This is a genomic window from Rhodococcus sp. IEGM1339 (assembly GCF_050321925.1).
In the GTDB taxonomy this organism is placed as follows: domain Bacteria; phylum Actinomycetota; class Actinomycetes; order Mycobacteriales; family Mycobacteriaceae; genus Rhodococcus; species Rhodococcus pyridinivorans.
The window spans coordinates 74,669-90,555 of the sequence record NZ_JBNQFT010000022.1 but is presented as its reverse complement, the minus strand read 5'-3'; the positions used below and the strand labels follow the sequence as shown (position 1 = coordinate 90,555).

General features: G+C 69.1%; 14 protein-coding genes and 1 pseudogene. 5 read left to right on the top strand and 10 right to left on the bottom strand.

From position 1 onward, the window contains the following. Positions 1–104, top strand: a pseudogene (locus ACQR3U_RS18525) (IS481 family transposase); the annotation flags it as partial. Between the two features lie 341 nt (positions 105–445). Next, entirely contained in the window at positions 446–2,161 is a 1,716-nt protein-coding gene (gene dld / locus ACQR3U_RS18520) for a D-lactate dehydrogenase (protein WP_013161533.1), read from the top strand. 183 nt (positions 2,162–2,344) lie between these two features. Here dld and ACQR3U_RS18515 read toward each other — a convergent pair whose 3' ends face one another. The 6 genes from ACQR3U_RS18515 to ACQR3U_RS18490 all read right to left on the bottom strand — a co-directional run bounded on the left by ACQR3U_RS18515 (position 2,345) and on the right by ACQR3U_RS18490 (position 9,397). After that, on the bottom strand, positions 2,345–4,789 hold the full coding sequence (locus ACQR3U_RS18515) for an FtsX-like permease family protein (RefSeq protein ID WP_230811367.1): 2,445 nt from the start codon (positions 4,787–4,789) through the stop codon (positions 2,345–2,347). Continuing rightward, positions 4,786–5,571: an ABC transporter ATP-binding protein gene (locus ACQR3U_RS18510; RefSeq protein ID WP_019288512.1), complete on the bottom strand. Its 786-nt coding sequence runs from the start codon at positions 5,569–5,571 to the stop codon at positions 4,786–4,788. The genes ACQR3U_RS18515 and ACQR3U_RS18510 overlap by 4 nt, the downstream gene beginning before the upstream one ends. Positions 5,572–5,683: 112 nt before the next feature. After that, entirely contained in the window at positions 5,684–6,412 is a 729-nt protein-coding gene (locus ACQR3U_RS18505; protein ID WP_006550191.1) for a response regulator transcription factor, read from the bottom strand. Beyond that, positions 6,400–7,605: a sensor histidine kinase gene (locus ACQR3U_RS18500; protein ID WP_039584819.1), complete on the bottom strand. Its 1,206-nt coding sequence runs from the start codon at positions 7,603–7,605 to the stop codon at positions 6,400–6,402. Before ACQR3U_RS18500 ends, ACQR3U_RS18505 begins: the two co-directional genes overlap by 13 nt. Before the next feature lie 12 nt (positions 7,606–7,617). Beyond that, positions 7,618–8,130 (bottom strand): 5-(carboxyamino)imidazole ribonucleotide mutase, encoded by a 513-nt coding sequence (purE, locus tag ACQR3U_RS18495; RefSeq protein ID WP_006550189.1) that lies wholly within the window; start codon positions 8,128–8,130, stop codon positions 7,618–7,620. Beyond that, positions 8,123–9,397 carry a 5-(carboxyamino)imidazole ribonucleotide synthase gene (locus ACQR3U_RS18490; protein WP_033097087.1) on the bottom strand — a complete coding sequence of 425 codons (1,275 nt, stop codon included), beginning with the start codon at positions 9,395–9,397 and terminating at the stop codon, positions 8,123–8,125. The genes purE and ACQR3U_RS18490 overlap by 8 nt, the downstream gene beginning before the upstream one ends. A 156-nt stretch (positions 9,398–9,553) precedes the next feature. Here ACQR3U_RS18490 and ACQR3U_RS18485 point away from each other — a divergent pair, with 156 nt between their 5' ends. Next, on the top strand, positions 9,554–10,087 hold the full coding sequence (locus ACQR3U_RS18485) for a GtrA family protein (protein ID WP_024101520.1): 534 nt from the start codon (positions 9,554–9,556) through the stop codon (positions 10,085–10,087). 12 nt (positions 10,088–10,099) lie between these two features. Here the strand turns inward: ACQR3U_RS18485 and ACQR3U_RS18480 are convergent, their stop codons facing one another. The 4 genes from ACQR3U_RS18480 to ACQR3U_RS18465 form a co-directional block, all read right to left on the bottom strand. Beyond that, positions 10,100–11,407, bottom strand: coding sequence for a sensor histidine kinase (locus ACQR3U_RS18480; RefSeq protein ID WP_006550186.1), 1,308 nt, complete (start codon positions 11,405–11,407; stop codon positions 10,100–10,102). Positions 11,408–11,417: 10 nt separating this feature from the next. After that, complete coding sequence (locus tag ACQR3U_RS18475) at positions 11,418–12,101, bottom strand: response regulator transcription factor (RefSeq protein ID WP_024101522.1); 684 nt, start codon at positions 12,099–12,101, stop codon at positions 11,418–11,420. A 75-nt stretch (positions 12,102–12,176) separates the two neighbouring features. After that, a complete protein-coding gene (locus ACQR3U_RS18470; RefSeq protein WP_039584821.1) occupies positions 12,177–12,746 on the bottom strand; it encodes a PH domain-containing protein in 570 nt (189 codons plus the stop codon). A 55-nt stretch (positions 12,747–12,801) separates the two neighbouring features. Further along, positions 12,802–13,647: a biotin--[acetyl-CoA-carboxylase] ligase gene (locus tag ACQR3U_RS18465; protein ID WP_072740420.1), complete on the bottom strand. Its 846-nt coding sequence runs from the start codon at positions 13,645–13,647 to the stop codon at positions 12,802–12,804. 116 nt (positions 13,648–13,763) lie between these two features. On the opposite strand from ACQR3U_RS18465, the gene ACQR3U_RS18460 reads away from it, so the two are divergent. Further along, positions 13,764–15,404, top strand: a complete 1,641-nt coding sequence (locus tag ACQR3U_RS18460) for an acyl-CoA carboxylase subunit beta (RefSeq protein WP_019288520.1) — start codon at positions 13,764–13,766, stop codon at positions 15,402–15,404. Positions 15,405–15,560: 156 nt separating this feature from the next. Then, the gene (locus tag ACQR3U_RS18455) at positions 15,561–15,887 is read left to right on the top strand and encodes an acyl-CoA carboxylase subunit epsilon (RefSeq protein WP_006550181.1); all 327 of its coding nucleotides are present in this window, start codon (positions 15,561–15,563) and stop codon (positions 15,885–15,887) included.

Genomic DNA, 15,887 nt, shown 5'->3' with positions numbered 1-15,887 from the left:
AGTGGCTGCATGACTACAATCACCATCGGCCCCACACCGGGATCGGTGGACAGTCACCTATAGACCGCGTCGGCGTTCACAACGTCCCCGGGAATTACAGCTAGGCGAGTCTGATTGCTGCGTCGATCTATGGGGTGAGGGCAGTGGCCGACATCGCGGTCCGAACTATCGCGGTCCGAACCTACCGGAGTCCGAAAGTACCGCGGTCCGAAACTATCTGATGCGCATCTTCTACAATGAGGATGCGCGTATGCACATGCATACGCACACGCACACTCCTTGGACGCCGTAGCGAGCTTCCGGGCAGACGGTCGCAGACGTCGTCCCCCTGGCTCGTTTCCCCGCCCATCAAAAAATGAACGACCGCGGACTAGCTCGGATCAAGGCGACATCCCCTCAGCATCATGACGCGCTTGTGATGCAACTGAATATAGGAAGCTTAGAGATGACGCAACCAGGACAGACCACCACGACTTCGCACGAAGCGATCGATGCGTTCAAGAGAATCGTCGGCGACGAACATGTACTGACCTCTGAGCGTGCCACGATGCCATTCAGCAAAGGCTATCGATTCGGCGGAGGACCAGTCTTCGCCGTGGTGCGCCCCGGCACGCTGGTCGAGATGTGGCGGGCGCTGCAGGTATCCGTCGACAACAACCTCATCGTCATCCCGCAGGCATCGAACACGGGCCTGACTGGTGGATCCGGCCCCGGCTTCCAAGACTACGATCGCCCCATTGTGATCATCTCGACTCACCGCATCGATGAGGTGCACCTCATCAACGACGCGCGCGAGGCGATCTCGCTCGCGGGCACCCCGCTGACACACCTGACCGACGCGCTCGCCAAGCACCAGCGCGAGCCGCACTCGGTGATCGGGTCGACATCAATCGGCGCCTCGGTCATCGGCGGCATCGCGAACAACTCGGGCGGCAGCCAGATTCGCAAGGGTCCGGCATTCACGCGCGAAGCGATCTTCGCCCGCGTCAACGACGACGGCAAGGTCGAGCTGGTCAATCACCTGGGCATCTCGCTCGGAGACGACCCTGAGGTCGCACTCGACCGTCTACAGCGCGGCGAGTGGTCTCCCGAGGATGTCACCCCAGCCCCCGAAGACTCGAACGAGACCGAGTACGCCGAGCACTTGCGCAAGATCGTGCCTTCGCCTGCTCGCTACAATGCGAACCCCGAGTACCTGTTCGAGGCATCCGGCTCGGCCGGCAAGCTGATGGTGTTCGCGGTGCGCACCCGCACCTTCCCTCGCGAAGTGCACCCGACCGTGTTTTACATCGGCACGAACAACACGCACGAGCTCGAAGAGATCCGTCGGTTGTTCCTCGAAGCCGACATGCCGCTGCCTATCTCTGGTGAGTACATGGGCCGCAGTGCCTTCGACTTGGCCGAGAAGTACGGCAAAGACACCTTCGTCTTCCTGAAGTTCATGAGTCCAGCGCTGCAGACGCGCATGTTCTCGTTCAAGACGTGGGCCAACGGCTTGTTCTCGAAGATTCCCGGCATTGGTCCGACCTTCGCCGACACGGTATCGCAAGCCATGTTCAGCGTGCTGCCCAACCAGCTGCCCAAGCGCATGATGGAGTACCGCAACCGTTTCGAGCATCACCTGCTGCTCACCGTCAGCGAGTCGCAGAAGGCCGCGAGCGAGAAGATGCTCAAGGAGTTCTTCGCAGAGCCCGAGCACACTGGTGAGTTCTTCATCTGCACGTCTGATGAAGAAAAGAGCGCGTCGCTCAACCGGTTCGGCGCGGCCAGTGCCGCCACTCGCTACGCCGCGTTGAAGCGCCGGCACATCGCAGGGCTCATCCCCATCGATGTGGCCCTGCGTCGCGACGATTGGAACTGGCTCGAGGTGCTGCCGGAGGAGATCGACGACCAGCTTGAGGTCAAGGCGTATTACGGGCACTTCTTCTGCCATGTGATGCACCAGGACTATGTCGCCAAGCAGGGCGTGGATCCCGAGGCGCTGCACGACCGCATCCAGCACCTGCTGGAGGAGCGCGGCGCGAAGCTGCCCGCCGAGCACAACTACGGTCGCATCTACAAGCTGCCGGAGTCCATGGAAGAGCACTTCAAGGAGCTCGATCCGACGAATACGTTCAACGCCGGTATCGGCGGCACGTCGCCGCACAAGGACTGGGCCTAAGTCCCCAAGGTAGCGCGACGCCGTGAGAGCCTGAGCGATGTCTTATCCATCTCGGGTGGACCTAGGTGTAGTTCTCGGCCGGTCGTCTCGAACCGCCGATTCGACGACGAACGCCCCCGAGCCGCGGAAGGACTCGGGCGCGTTCCGGTCGACGGGGAGCACCGTCGGGCGGAGGACCGACCGTCACCCCGCCATCGCCGCGACCGGCGACACCCGGCTCGCGCGCTGGGCGGGGACGAGCGAGGCGACGACGCCCGCCACACCCCCCACCAGGACGATCGCCGCGAGCTGCCACCACGGCACCGAACCTGGTGCGATGTGGCCCGGGCCGATTACCGAGGCCGTGCCGGCCGCCCCGAGCAGCAGGCCGAGCACCACGCCGAGCAGCGACGCCACGCCGGCTATGATCGACGCCTCCCGCACGAGCAGACTCCGCACACCGGCCCGCGAGAGACCCACCGAGCGCAGCATCGCGGTCTCCCGTCGCCGCTCGAGCACGGACAACGCCATCGTGTTGCCCACGCCGATCAGGGCGATCACCACGGCCACGGACAGCAGCCCGCCGACGATCAGCAGCATCGTGTCGAGGATCTTCTCGAGCATCTGCCGCATCTGCACCGCACCGACCACCTCGCTGCCCGGAACCTCGGCCGCGGCGACCCGAGACAGGTCGTCGGAAACGGCGACGAGGTCCTCGTCCGACATTCCTCGATCGAGTTTCAGCCACACGGTGTCCGCCGTGACGGGGCCGGCGACGGCGGTCAGGTCGCTCCACTCGATCATGTCGGGCATCCCCGGCTCGGTCGTGGCGACGGTCAGCTCGCGGGTGCCCACCGGGCCGCCGACGGTGATGACGGCTCCGTCGTCCACGCCCACCGACCTCGCCAGAGAGCGTTCGAGCACGATCGTCCCGGCCTCGGGCAGGCGCACGTCGGTCCGGACGGTCGAGGCCATCGCCGCGGGATCGACGCCGAGGACCGACGCCTCCGTGCCGCCGATCGTGAGGTCGACCGCCGCGAGTTCGGCGCCGCTGCTCACCCGGTCGACCGCCGTCAGCCGCTCGGTCACCTCCGGTGCGAGCCCGTCGCGTTCGGGCGCGGTCACGGCCATGTCGACGGGGAACTGCTCGTCGATCACGTCCGGCGCCCCGGCCTCGAGCGTGCCGATCCCCACGACGAGGGTCGAGGTCAACGTCACGCCGATGAACAGCGCGGTGGCCGTCGACGCGGTGCGGCGCGGATTGCGCCGGGCGTTGCCGGCGGCGAGCACCGCGAGCGGGCCACCGGCACGGGCGAGCACGTCCCCCACCGCACCGACCGCGGCGGGCACGAGACGGCGGGAGGCGAGCACCACACCGACGAACAGCAGCAGTCCACCCGGGCACGCGACGAGCACGTTCGCCATGACGACCCCGAGACCGAGCAGGGCCGTGCCCCCGACGATCGCCAGCGCGGCACAGATGCGGCGCACCCACGAATCGCGCACCGGTTCGGGGCGGGTCTCGAGGGGCTGCAGGGCCGCGAGCGCCCGCACGCGGGTCGCCGCCCGCGCGGCACCGTTCGCGGCGACCACCGTCATGCCCGTTCCCACGATCAGACCCGCGATCACCGTGGTGGCCGTCACCGAGACCGACGTGAGCGGGATCGGGGCGTCCACGGCCCGCGCCGCGGACACCACGGCCGCGGCGAGTCCGGACCCGCCGAGCACGCCGAGGACGGCCGCGACGAGGCCGACGACGAACGCCTCGCCGCGGACACTGCGGCGGACCTGGGTGGACGTCACGCCCACGCAGCGCATCAGGGCCAGTTCGCGGGTGCGCGCGGCGAGCAGGACGGAGAAGGTGTTGGCGATGACCAGGCCGGCCACGACCACCGAGATCGCCGCGAAGCACAACAGGACGTTGCGCAGCAGGGCGACGTCCCCGACGTAGTCGTCGGCGACCGCCGTGGCGCGATCGGCACCCGGCACGACGTCGACGCCCGGCACCGGCGCGAGTGCCGCTCGCACGGCGTCGGCGTCACCGACTGCACGGACCTCCCAGTCCGTCGTGTCCCCGGACCACGACCGCACCTGCGCGGCGTCGCCGAAGACCGATCCCGGGCTCAGGGCGAGCGGTGATCCGTCGAGATCGACGACACCGACGACCTCCACGGTGGTCGGGGGGACGGAACCCGTCGGGCCGGCGACGGTGATCTCGTCACCGATCGCCCGGCCGGACGACGAGCCGACGGCGATCTCAGCCGGGTTCGACGGCCAGCGTCCGTCCCCGAGCTGCTGCCACCGCAGGGCGCCCTCGGGTGCGATGCTCGTCGCGGTGCCGTTCGAGGACGACCCGTCGGCTCCGATCAGCCGGACGGGACCGCTGACGTCGAGCGCCGCCGCCTCGACGCCCGGTGTCGTAGCGACCAGCGTGAGCACCTCGTCGGGTGCGACGGTGGAGTCGGCGGGAAGAGCGACTGCCGCGACCCCCTCATACCGGGCCGCCGTGGATTTCGAGACCGACGCACTCACCGTGTCGCCGAGCACGAGGGTGGTGACGACGAACGCGACCGCGACGAAGACCGCCAGCACGGACGCGACGTACCGCCCCCGATGGGCGCGGGCCTGGGCCAGGACGAGATGCCTCATCGGACCGGCACCACCGTTCGGGAGGTGCGCAGGTCGCGCATCGCATCGATCACCGAATCCGCTGTGGGTTGCGCGATCTCACCGGCGAGCCGGCCGTCGGCGAGCAGCACCACCCGATCGGAGTAGGAGGCCGCGACCGGATCGTGCGTCACCATCACCACGGTCTGACCGGTCTCCCGCACGCTCGACCGGAGCATCGAGAGCACCTCCCCGCCGGACTGCGAGTCGAGGTTTCCGGTGGGTTCGTCGGCGAAGATCACGTCGGGCTGCGGCAGGAGCGCCCGCGCGACGGCGACGCGTTGCTGCTGACCGCCGGACATCTCGTGGGGAAGGTGGTCGAGCCGGTCGGTCAGACCGAGCCGGCCGGTCACCTCGTCGAACCACTCGGGCGTCGGGCGCGAGCCGGCCAGCCGCATCGGCAGCAGGATGTTGTCGCGGGCGGTGAGCACGGGCAGCAGATTGAACGCTTGGAAGACGAATCCGATGCGGTCGCGGCGCAGTTCGGTGAGCACCGCATCGGGGGCGGTGCTGATCTCGACGTCGGCGCGGCGGCCGTCGCCGTGGAGGATCACGCGCCCGGAATCGACACCGTCGAGACCGGCGAGGGTGTGCATGAGTGTCGACTTGCCGGATCCGGACGGTCCCATGATCGCGGTGAAGCGTCCCCGCGCGAAGGCGACGGACACCCCGTCGAGGGCACGCACCTCGGCGTCGCCGCGCCCGTAGACGCGGGCGACCCCCTGAGCCGAACATGCCGGTACGAAAGAGCTGATCGAAGTCATGCTTCGACGCTAGAAACGATGCGGCGCACGCACATCGACCCGCGAGTCGATCTTCGCCGCCCCGGTGTCCTACGCCGGGAGGACCGGTCGTCTCCGGGATGGCACCACGGTCCTACTCCCCCGAGCCGAGCAGATCGTCGGGATGCACGAGACCGGCGCGGAAGGCGAACAGCACCGCCTGCACGCGGTCGCGCGATCCCGTCTTCGCCAGCACCCGGCCCACGTGGGTCTTGACGGTCGTCTCGGAGAGCACGAACCGCTCGGCGATCTCCCCGTTGGTCAGGCCGTGTGCCATCGCGACGAGCACCTCGAGTTCGCGTGGAGTCAGATCCTCGGGCACCGCGACCGGCACCGCGCGCCGCTCCGCACCGTCGAGCAACGGCGAGACATGGTGCAGCAGTGAGCGGGTGGCGCGCGGGGCCATCACGGCGTCACCGCGGTGCACCGTCCGTACCGCGGCCAGCAGGTCCTCGGGCGGCGCGTCCTTGAGCAGGAAGCCGCTCGCACCAGCGGCGATCGCCTGGACGATGTAGTCGTCGTTGTCGAAGGTTGTGAGCACCACGACCTTCGGCGCGTCGGCCGAGCGCAGCAACGACCGCGTCGCCGAGATCCCGTCGACCCGCGGCATCTGCACGTCCATCAGCACGACGTCGGCGCGGACCCGTTCGAGTTCGGCGACGGCGGCCTCGCCGTCGGACGCCTCGACGACGACCTCGATGTCCGGCTGCGATTCGAGCACCATGCGGAAACCGGCGCGCACGAGTTGCTGGTCGTCGACGAGCCCGATACGGATGGTCGTGTCGGATCGGGTGTCGCGGGCGGGTTCGGTCACGGACGCCACCCTAGGGGGGAGACCGCCGGTGCGGGCAGTTCGGCACGGACCCGGTAGCCGCCACCGTCTCTCGGACCGGCCGCCGCGCGACCGCCGTGCAGCCGGGCCCGCTCCTCGATACCGGTCAGCCCCTGCCCACCCGGGCGGGCCTCGACGAGCGCCGCCGCTCCCCTGCCGTCGTCGACGATCTCGACGACGAGCGTGTCGGGCCGCCAGTCGAGACGGACGTGGGTGCGGGCGCGGGGACCCGCGTGCTTGAGGACATTGGTGAGCGATTCCTGCACGATCCGGTAAACCGACAGCCCCAGTCCCTCGGGCACCTCGCGGCTCTGCCCGTCGACCGAGAACTCGACCTCGAGCCCGCTCGTGCGCATCTGCTCGACGAGCGCCGGCACGTCGCCGACGCCTGGTGTGGTGGTGAACTCGCGCGGCGTGTCCTCACGGAGCACCGACAGCAACCCGCGCATGTCGGTCAACGCGCGACGCCCGGTCTCGGCGATGGTGGTCAACGCCCCTGCGGCCGCCTCCGGGTTCGTCGCGGCGGCGTAGCGACCACCGTCGGCCTGCGCGATGATCGCCGTGAGCGAGTGCGCGACGATGTCGTGCATCTCCCGGGCGATGCGGGTGCGCTCCTGGGTGGCGGCCAGTTCGGCCTCCTTGAGGCGTTCGAGTTCGAGCAACCGGTTGCGCTCGGTGAGCGAATCCATCTCGCGCAAACGCAACCCGCGGACCCGGCCGAACGCCCACACACCAGCGAGGAAGACCGCGACGAAGGTGGCCGTCACGAACGCTTCGAGCGCGGTGCGGCCGTCGTAGCCGAAATAGAGCACTCCGGCGAGTGCGCCCCCAACCACCGCGACGGGCAGCGCGGTGTTGGCGGCCCACCGCGGAGCGTAGGCGGCGAGCGCGTACACCGCGATCGGCACCGCGATCGCCGCGATCGGCAGGACCTCCGGCAGGACGAGCAGGTGCGCGTAGGCGGCGAGCGCGACGAGCGAACCCGCCACCACCGGGCGGGTCCTGCGCCAGGCCAGCGGCAGCGTGAGCGCGAGGGTGACGAACAGACCCGCCACCGATCGCGCGTCCGCCACGTGCAGGGCGACCCCGAACAGGGCGAGCACCGCGGCCAACGCCCCGTCGATCACTCCGGTGTGCCCGCGGGCCCACCGGTTCCAGCGTTCGAGCAGCGGGGTCGTCTGCACGGCGACGCTCCGTCAGCCGAGCAGCTTCTGCCGCAGCGCCTCGTCCTTCTCGAGCACCATCTGCTCGAGACCCGCCTGGAACTTCTCCATCTGCTCGCGCAGCGCCGGATCGGAGGCACCGAGGATGCGCGCGGCGAGCAGACCCGCGTTGCGGGCGCCGCCGATCGAGACGGTGGCGACGGGGACACCGGCGGGCATCTGCACGATCGACAGGAGCGAGTCCATACCGTCGAGGTACTTCAGCGGCACCGGAACGCCGATCACCGGCAGCGGGGTCGCCGAGGCGACCATGCCGGGTAGGTGGGCGGCGCCGCCGGCGCCCGCGATGATGACCTTGATCCCGCGGCCGGCGGCGTCCTTGGCGTAGTCGAGCATCCGCTGCGGCGTGCGGTGCGCCGAGACGACACCCACCTCGAAGCGGATCCCGAACTCGACCAGCGCCTCGGCCGCGGCCTGCATGGTCGGCCAGTCCGAGTCGCTGCCCATGATCAGGCCGACCTGTGCACACTGTGCCACGTCACTCACCGATTTCTCCCGTGTGTTCGTTCCAACCGTCGGTCCACACCGCGTGCGAGAGCCAGTGCGCCGCGCGTTCCGCGCGTTCGCGCACGGCGGCGACGTACTCGGGATCGTCGATCGACCCGGACGGCGCGCCGAGCACGTTGACGTGGCCGATCTTGCGGTCCTTGCGCTCACCCTTGCCGTAGAGGTGCACGTGCACGTCGGGCATCCGGGCGAACAGGTGGTGCAGTCGCTCGTCCATGCTCATCGCCGGCGCCTCGGGCGCGCCGAGCACGTTCGCCATCACTGTCACCGGCGCGATCGGGCTCGTGTCGCCGAGCGGGTAGTCGAGCACGGCGCGCAGGTGCTGTTCGAACTGGCCGGTGCGGGCACCGTCCATGCCCCAGTGACCGGAGTTGTGCGGACGCATCGCCAGTTCGTTGACGATCAGCTCACCGGAGCGCGTCTCGAACAGCTCGACCGCCATGACACCGACGACGCCGAGCTCACCGGCGATGCGCAGCGCGAGCTGCTCGGCGGCGGTGGCGACGTCCTCGGGCAGGTTCGGGGCGGGTGCGATGACGACGGCGCACTGGCCGTCGCGCTGGACGGTCTCGACGACCGGCCACGACGCGCCCTGGCCGAACGGGGACCGCGCGACCATCGCCGACAGCTCGCGCGTCCACTCGACCTTCTCCTCGGCGAGGAGCGGGACACCGGCAGCGAGCTGGTCGGCGACGACCCGCTCGAGTTCGGCGTGGTCGTCGAGAATCCACACGCCACGGCCGTCGTAGCCACCGCGTGCGGCCTTGAGCACGTACGGATCGCCGAGCGCGTCGAGGGCGGCGCGGGCATCCTCGACGGAGGTGATCTCCGCGAACTTCGGCATCGGTGCGCCGAGCTCACCGAGCCGCTTGCGCATCGCGATCTTGTCCTGGGCGTAGATCAGGGCCTGCGGGGGCGGCAGCACCGCGACGCCTTCGCGCTGCAGGACCTCGAGATGTTCGGTCGGGACACCCTCGTGATCGAAGGTCAGCGCGTGCGCGCCGGTCGCGGCGCGGCGGAGGGCGTCGAGGTCGTCATGGCTGCCGAGCACCACATTCGGGCTGACCTGCGCGGCGGGTTCGTCGGCGCTCCCGGCGAGCACGCGGAGCGTCTGGCCGAGCGCGATCGCCGCCTGATGGGTCATCCGCGCGAGCTGTCCACCACCGATCATCGTGACGACCGGCATGCCCGTCGTCAGGGTGCGGGGCGTATCGGATCTGGGGGACGATTCAGGTCTGCCTGTCACGGCTGTCCATGGTGTCACAGCATGTCGTGACGTCGTTCCGCTGCTCCCCCGCCGAGCGTCGAGGGACCTCCCACCGGCCCGCCCAGCGGTGTGGGAATGCCGACATGTGCGGTCGGGTTCCGGAAATTCACCTCTTCGTTTCGTACACTTCTCCAAGTGACAATCGTCGATGAAGCGTTGAGCAGAGTTCCCCAGCCTTTCCGGGGGCTGTTGCTCCGGCATCGCGAATTGATCAAATTCGCCATCGTCGGCGGCACCACCTTCGTGATCGACTCGGCGATCTTCTACACGCTCAAGCTCACAGTTCTGTCCGAGAAGCCGGTGACCGCCAAGATCATCGCCGGTGTCGTCGCGGTGATCTGCTCGTACATCCTCAACCGCGAATGGTCCTTCCGTAATCGCGGCGGTCGCGAGCGCGCCCACGAGGCGTTCCTGTTCTTCTTCGTCAGCGGTATCGGCGTCGTGCTCTCGTTCATCCCGCTATGGATCTCGAGTTACGTCTTCGACCTGCGCGTACCCGAGGTGAGCCTCGCGACGGAGAACATCGCCGACTTCGTCAGCGCGTACATCATCGGCAACCTGCTGCAGATGATCTTCCGCTTCTACTGCTTCAAGAAGTTCGTCTTTCCGGAGGAGATGGTCCCGGACGCCCCCCTGGGCGAGCCCAGCGAGCAGCTCGACCGCTCCTGACGGGAAGAAGGTCTAGCGGGGTTCGCGCGTGCCGGTCGGCGTACAGGTGTCCCGATCGCGGGGCGCGCCGAGGAACAGCGCAAACAGTGCCGGCCGGCGTCGCTGCAGTTCGAGGCGACCGCCGTCGGCCTCCGCGAGGGCACGTGCGAGCGCCAGTCCCACCCCGGTCGACCCGCCCCCGGAGAAGCCGCGGTCGAAGACGTACGGCGCGACCTCGTCGCTGACACCCTCTCCCTCGTCGGCCACCTCGACACACACCGTGACGTCGCCGCGGGTCGCGACCTGCCGCACCGAGACCGTGCACGTGCCTCCTCCGTGCACGAGCGCGTTGTCGACCAGCACCGCCACCGCCTCACGCAACCGCGAACCGGTCACCGCCGCCCGCAACGACGGATCGCCGCGCAACACCAGCTCCCGTCCCGCCTCCTCGTAGGGACCGCGCCAGTCGGCGACGACACCGGTGAGTTCGCCGACCACCGAGACGTCGGTGCGCTGGTCGGCACTGCTGTCGCGGGACTGGCGCACGAGACCGTCGATCGCGGTGGTCAGCCGGTCCACCTGTGCCATGGCCGCCTCGGCCTCCTCCACCACGGCAGGATCCTCGTGGGTGGACAACTCGTCGAGCCGCAGCCGGATCGCGGTCATCCGGGAGCGGAGCTGATGCGAGACGTCGCCGACGAGCGCGTGCTCGCGCTGCAGGCGGTGCGAAATCTCGACGGCGGCCGAATCCAGCACGTCGGAGACGCGATCGAGTTCGGGGATACCGTGCCGCCGGGCCACCGGGCGGAAGTCGCCCTCGGCGAGACGGGCCGCCCGGTTCGCCACGTCGCGCAGCGGGTCGGCGAGTCTTCGGGCGGTCGCCACCGCGACCAGCGCCCCGGCCGCGACGGACAGCAGCACCAGCAGGCTCACCGCGGCGAGCACCTGCTGCTGCAGAGTTCGCATGCTCTCCGAGGGCACCTCGATGAGCAGCGAGCCGGACGTCCCCATCGACAACGACTCGACGATCGACGCCCCGAGCACCGGCGTGCCGATGTCCAGCCGCGCCGCGACGTTCTCGGGTGTCGGGTAGACCACGACAGCCCGCCCGTCGGTGGGGACGAGCAGACGCAGGGAACTCGTGTCGAGACCACCGACGACGAATCCGTCGGTGCCCTCCTGGGCGATGATCTCGTCGGCCATGCGTTCGAGCCGGTTCTGCAGGTCGCGGCGGGCGGTGTCCTCGACGAACAGGAACGCCGTGTAGGCCAGCGGAATGCCGAGCAACAGCGCGACGAGCAGCACGGTCGCCAGGACGGCGTTGAGGATGCGGCTGCGCACGCCGGAGACGCTAGTCGGTGTTCAGCCGGAAACCGACACCGCGCACCGTGGCGATGCGACGTTCCCCGGCCGGCCCCTCGTCGCCGATCTTGCGGCGCAACCACGACATGTGCATGTCGAGCGTCTTCGAACCGCGCAGGTCGGCGTCGCCCCACACCTCTTCGAGGATCGCGTCGCGGGAGACGACCTGCCCCGCGTGCTCGAGCAGCACACGCAGGAGCTCGTACTCCTTGTTGGCGAGCGTCACCTCGGAGCCGTCCACGAGGACACGGCGCGCGGCACGTTCGAGCCGGATCCCGGCGACGTCCACGATGTCGTCGTTCTCCGGGCCGCCGCGCCGGCGCAACAGCGCGCGCACACGCGCCATGAGCTCAGCGAGACGGAACGGTTTGCCGACGTAGTCGTCGGCGCCGGCATCGAGACCGACGACGAAGTCGACCTCGTCGGTGCGGGCGGTGAGCATGAGCACGGCCAGATCGGAGCGGCTCGCCCGGATCTGGCGACACACTTCGAGTCCGTCCATCCCAGGTAGACCGAGGTCGAGGATGAGCAGTTCGAACCTGCCCGACAGTGCCTGTTCGAGCGCGGCCGGACCGTTGTCCTCGACGGTCACGTCGTACCCTTCGCGTCCCAGTGCGCGGGACAGCGGTGCAGCGATTGCGTCGTCGTCTTCGGCGAGTAGAACGGCAGTCACCACGCCAGCGTACGGATCGCGGTTCGCTTTGTCGGGATTACCGGCGGGTCGTGTCGGCGCACCTGCGACTCGCGGTCACCACCCCTTGCGGTGCTCATGCCCGTGCTCGTCGCGCCGGTAGCGGGTGGTGTGACGGTCACCGGGGCGCTGGTTCTGCGCGTCGAAGGCCTGCCGGTAGAGCAGGGCGTGCACCTGCTGGACGTCAGGGATGTCGTCGAACTCGATGGGATCGTCGGCGGCGGACACCACGACGAGCGTGCCGGTCCGGAGCATCCGGTCGACGAGGCCGTGCCGGAACTGGACGTTGCTGATCCGGCCCATCGGGATGTCGATACCCGTGTGGGTGAGCACACCGGTGCGGACGAGGACGCGCCGGTCGGTGACGATGAAGTGCGTGGTGAGCCACCCGACGAAGGGAGGGACGCACCGCCAGCCGACGAGGCCGATCCACGCCGCGGCCACGGCGAGGCCACACCAGGTCGCGGCGGCACCGTCGAGCCGCGCCTGGACGAGTCCCACCAGGAAACCGGCGACCATCGTCGACACGAGGAAGGTGGCCGTCGGCAGTACGAGAGACTTCCAGTGCGGATGCCGGTGCAGCAGCAACTCTTCCTCGGGTGCGAGGGCGTCCTCCGGGTATCCCATACCGCCCACGATGGCATATGTCGGTCTTGTACCGATGCGAGCAGTCGCAGGGTGCTCAGACCGGTCGCAGATGTGTGATGTCGCCCGCAGCGACCGCCACGGACTCTTCCCCGCCGTCGGGGCGGATCACGATCCGTCCCTGGTCGTCGACGTCGGTCGCGACGCCGTGCAGATCGGTGTCGCCGGGCAGGATCGCACGGACGCGCTGCCCGACCGTGCCGCATCGTTCGCGGTAGGCCGCGGCGAGTTCGGTGGTGTCCCATCCCGCCCGGGCCCACGCCCGGATCCGCTCGCCGAAGCCGGCGAGCAGCGCCTGCGCGAGCGGCGTGCGATCGAGTTCGGTGGCGTCCTCGAGCAGCAGCGAGGTGGCGGTGGGGACGGGCAGTTCGTCGCGTCCGAGGGTGGCGTTGATGCCGATGCCAGCGACGACCGTGGGCACCGGCGAGGTGGCCGCGACCTCCACGAGGATCCCGGCGAGCTTGCGTCCGTCGACGAGGACGTCGTTGGGCCACTTCAGTTGTGCCGCAACGCCGGTCACGGATCGCACAGCGTCGACGGCGGCGATGCCGCACAACAGCGGGAGCCAACCGAGGTTCTGCAGGGGGCACTCGGGCAGCCGCAGCAGGACCGACACGATGACCTGCGCGCCGGGCACACCGTTCCAGGTGCGGGAGTGGCGACCGCGGCCGCCGTGCTGGAACTCGGCGAGCAGCACGCGACGGTCGTCGCCGGTCGCGGCGACGGCGAGCAGATCCGCGTTCGTCGAGGCCGTGTCGGCGACGACGTCGAGACGTGTGTAGAAACCTTCGCGCTCGACGCCGACGAGGGCATCGCGCAACGCCGCCTCGTCGAGCGGTGTGCGGAGGGCGAGGAGATCGGTCGTGGGCCGGTCGGATGCCATGTACACAGCCTAAAGTGGGCCTTCGCCACCTACCCGCCGGTAGGTCCGGAGCGGTGGTCCGGCCTTCGGGACCTCGATGCAGCGGCCTTGTATGACGATCGCTAAGCTGACTGGCCATGACCACTGTCCAGGAGCCGTCCGCGCCCGAGGCGGCGAGTACGCCCGATATCCACACCACCGCCGGCAAGCTGGCCGACCTGCGCAACCGTCAAGCACAGGCCAAGGTCCCGGTCGGTGAGGCCGCAGTCGAGAAGGTTCACGCCAAGGGCAAGCTGACCGCTCGCGAGCGCATCCAGGCGCTCCTCGACGAAGGATCGTTCGTCGAACTCGACGCCCTCGCTCGCCACCGCAGCACCAACTTCGGCCTGGCCGACAACCGTCCGCTCGGCGACGGCGTCGTCACCGGCTACGGCACGATCGACGGCCGCGACGTCTGCGTCTTCTCGCAGGACGCCACCGTCTTCGGCGGCAGCCTCGGCGAGGTCTACGGCGAGAAGATCGTCAAGGTCATGGACCTGGCCCTCAAGACCGGCCGTCCGCTGATCGGCATCAACGAAGGCGCCGGCGCGCGCATCCAGGAAGGTGTCGTCTCCCTCGGTCTCTACGGTGAGATCTTCCACCGAAACGTGCAGGCCTCCGGTGTCATCCCGCAGATCTCGCTGATCATGGGCCCCGCGGCCGGTGGTCACGTCTACTCCCCCGCTCTCACCGACTTCGTCGTGATGGTCGACCAGACCAGCCAGATGTTCGTCACCGGCCCGGACGTCATCAAGACCGTCACCGGCGAGGATGTCACGATGGAGGACCTCGGCGGCGCCCACACCCACATGGTCAAGTCGGGTGTCGCGCACTACGTCGCCGACGGCGAGCAGGACGCCCTGGACTACGTCAAGGACCTGCTGTCCTACCTGCCGAGCAACAACCAGGCCGCTGCACCGCGCCTCGCGCCGAGCGACCCGATCGAGGGTGCGATCGAGGACTCCCTCACCGCCGAGGACATCGAGCTCGACACGCTCATCCCGGATTCACCGAACCAGCCGTACGACATGCACGAGGTCATTCGTCGCCTGCTCGACGACGACGAGTTCCTCGAGGTCCAGGCCGAGCGCGCGAAGAACATCATCGTCGGCTTCGGGCGCGTCGACGGCCGCAGCGTCGGCATCGTCGCCAACCAGCCCACGCAGTTCGCCGGCTGCCTCGACATCGACGCGTCCGAGAAGGCCGCGCGCTTCGTCCGCACCTGCGACGCGTTCAACGTGCCGATCATCACGCTCGTCGACGTTCCCGGCTTCCTGCCCGGCACCGAGCAGGAGTACAACGGCATCATCCGCCGCGGCGCCAAGCTGCTCTACGCCTACGGCGAGGCGACCGTCGGCAAGATCACGGTCATCACCCGCAAGGCCTACGGCGGCGCGTACGACGTCATGGGTTCCAAGCACATGGGTGCCGACGTCAACCTCGCATGGCCCACCGCGCAGATCGCCGTCATGGGTGCCTCCGGCGCCGTCGGCTTCGTCTACCGCAAGCGCCTGCTCGAGGCCGCCAAGAACGGTCAGGACGTCGACGCGCTGCGCCTCGAGCTGCAGAACGAGTACGAGGACACCCTGGTGAACCCGTACGTCGCCGCCGAGCGCGGTTACGTCGATGCGGTGATCCCGCCGTCGCACACGCGCGGACAGATCGTCTCCGCGCTGCGCCTGCTCGAGCGGAAGATGGTTTCGCTCCCGCCGAAGAAGCATGGAAACATTCCGCTGTGACGCTCGGCGGCAGGACCGGGCGCAGCTCGGTCCTGCCGCGACCGTACGGCGTAGCACGTCGCCGACGACGTGCGATGAACCCGAGAGAGGGATCGACATGACAGCGACCCGGTGGGCATCCGATGCCTGTGTGGACGCGTACCCGGGGGGTGCCCTGTGACAGCGACGGCAGAGGACAAGATCATCACCGAGTTCGAAGTCGAAGAGCAGCCGCCCGCGGTCGAGGCCACGGCCGCCGACGACGCGACCGAAGCCGCCCAGGAGAGCACCGCGGTCGCCGAAACCGCGGCTGCCATCCGCATCGTCAAGGGCAACCCCGCCGACGAGGAGATCGCGGCTCTCGTCGCCGTGCTCGCCGCTGCCGCTGCGTCGGCGGGCGACGAGGTGGTCGACACCCGGCCGCCCGAGACCTGGGGCGATCCGACGCGGACGCACCGGCAGTGGGCGCCGTTCTCGCCGTATTCGTACCCGAACCGCGGCTGA

Bases quoted from the DNA above. Each gene is read 5' to 3' on its own strand.
- ACQR3U_RS18510 (WP_019288512.1), bottom strand. From the start codon at position 5,571: ATGACTTCGATCAGCTCTTTCGTACCGGCATGTTCGGCTCAGGGGGTC.
- ACQR3U_RS18515 (WP_230811367.1), bottom strand. From the start codon at position 4,789: ATGAGGCATCTCGTCCTGGCCCAGGCCCGCGCCCATCGGGGGCGGTAC.
- ACQR3U_RS18465 (WP_072740420.1), bottom strand. From the start codon at position 13,647: ATGGCATCCGACCGGCCCACGACCGATCTCCTCGCCCTCCGCACACCG.
- ACQR3U_RS18460 (WP_019288520.1), top strand. From the start codon at position 13,764: ATGACCACTGTCCAGGAGCCGTCCGCGCCCGAGGCGGCGAGTACGCCC.
- dld (WP_013161533.1), top strand. From the start codon at position 446: ATGACGCAACCAGGACAGACCACCACGACTTCGCACGAAGCGATCGAT.
- ACQR3U_RS18470 (WP_039584821.1), bottom strand. From the start codon at position 12,746: ATGGGATACCCGGAGGACGCCCTCGCACCCGAGGAAGAGTTGCTGCTG.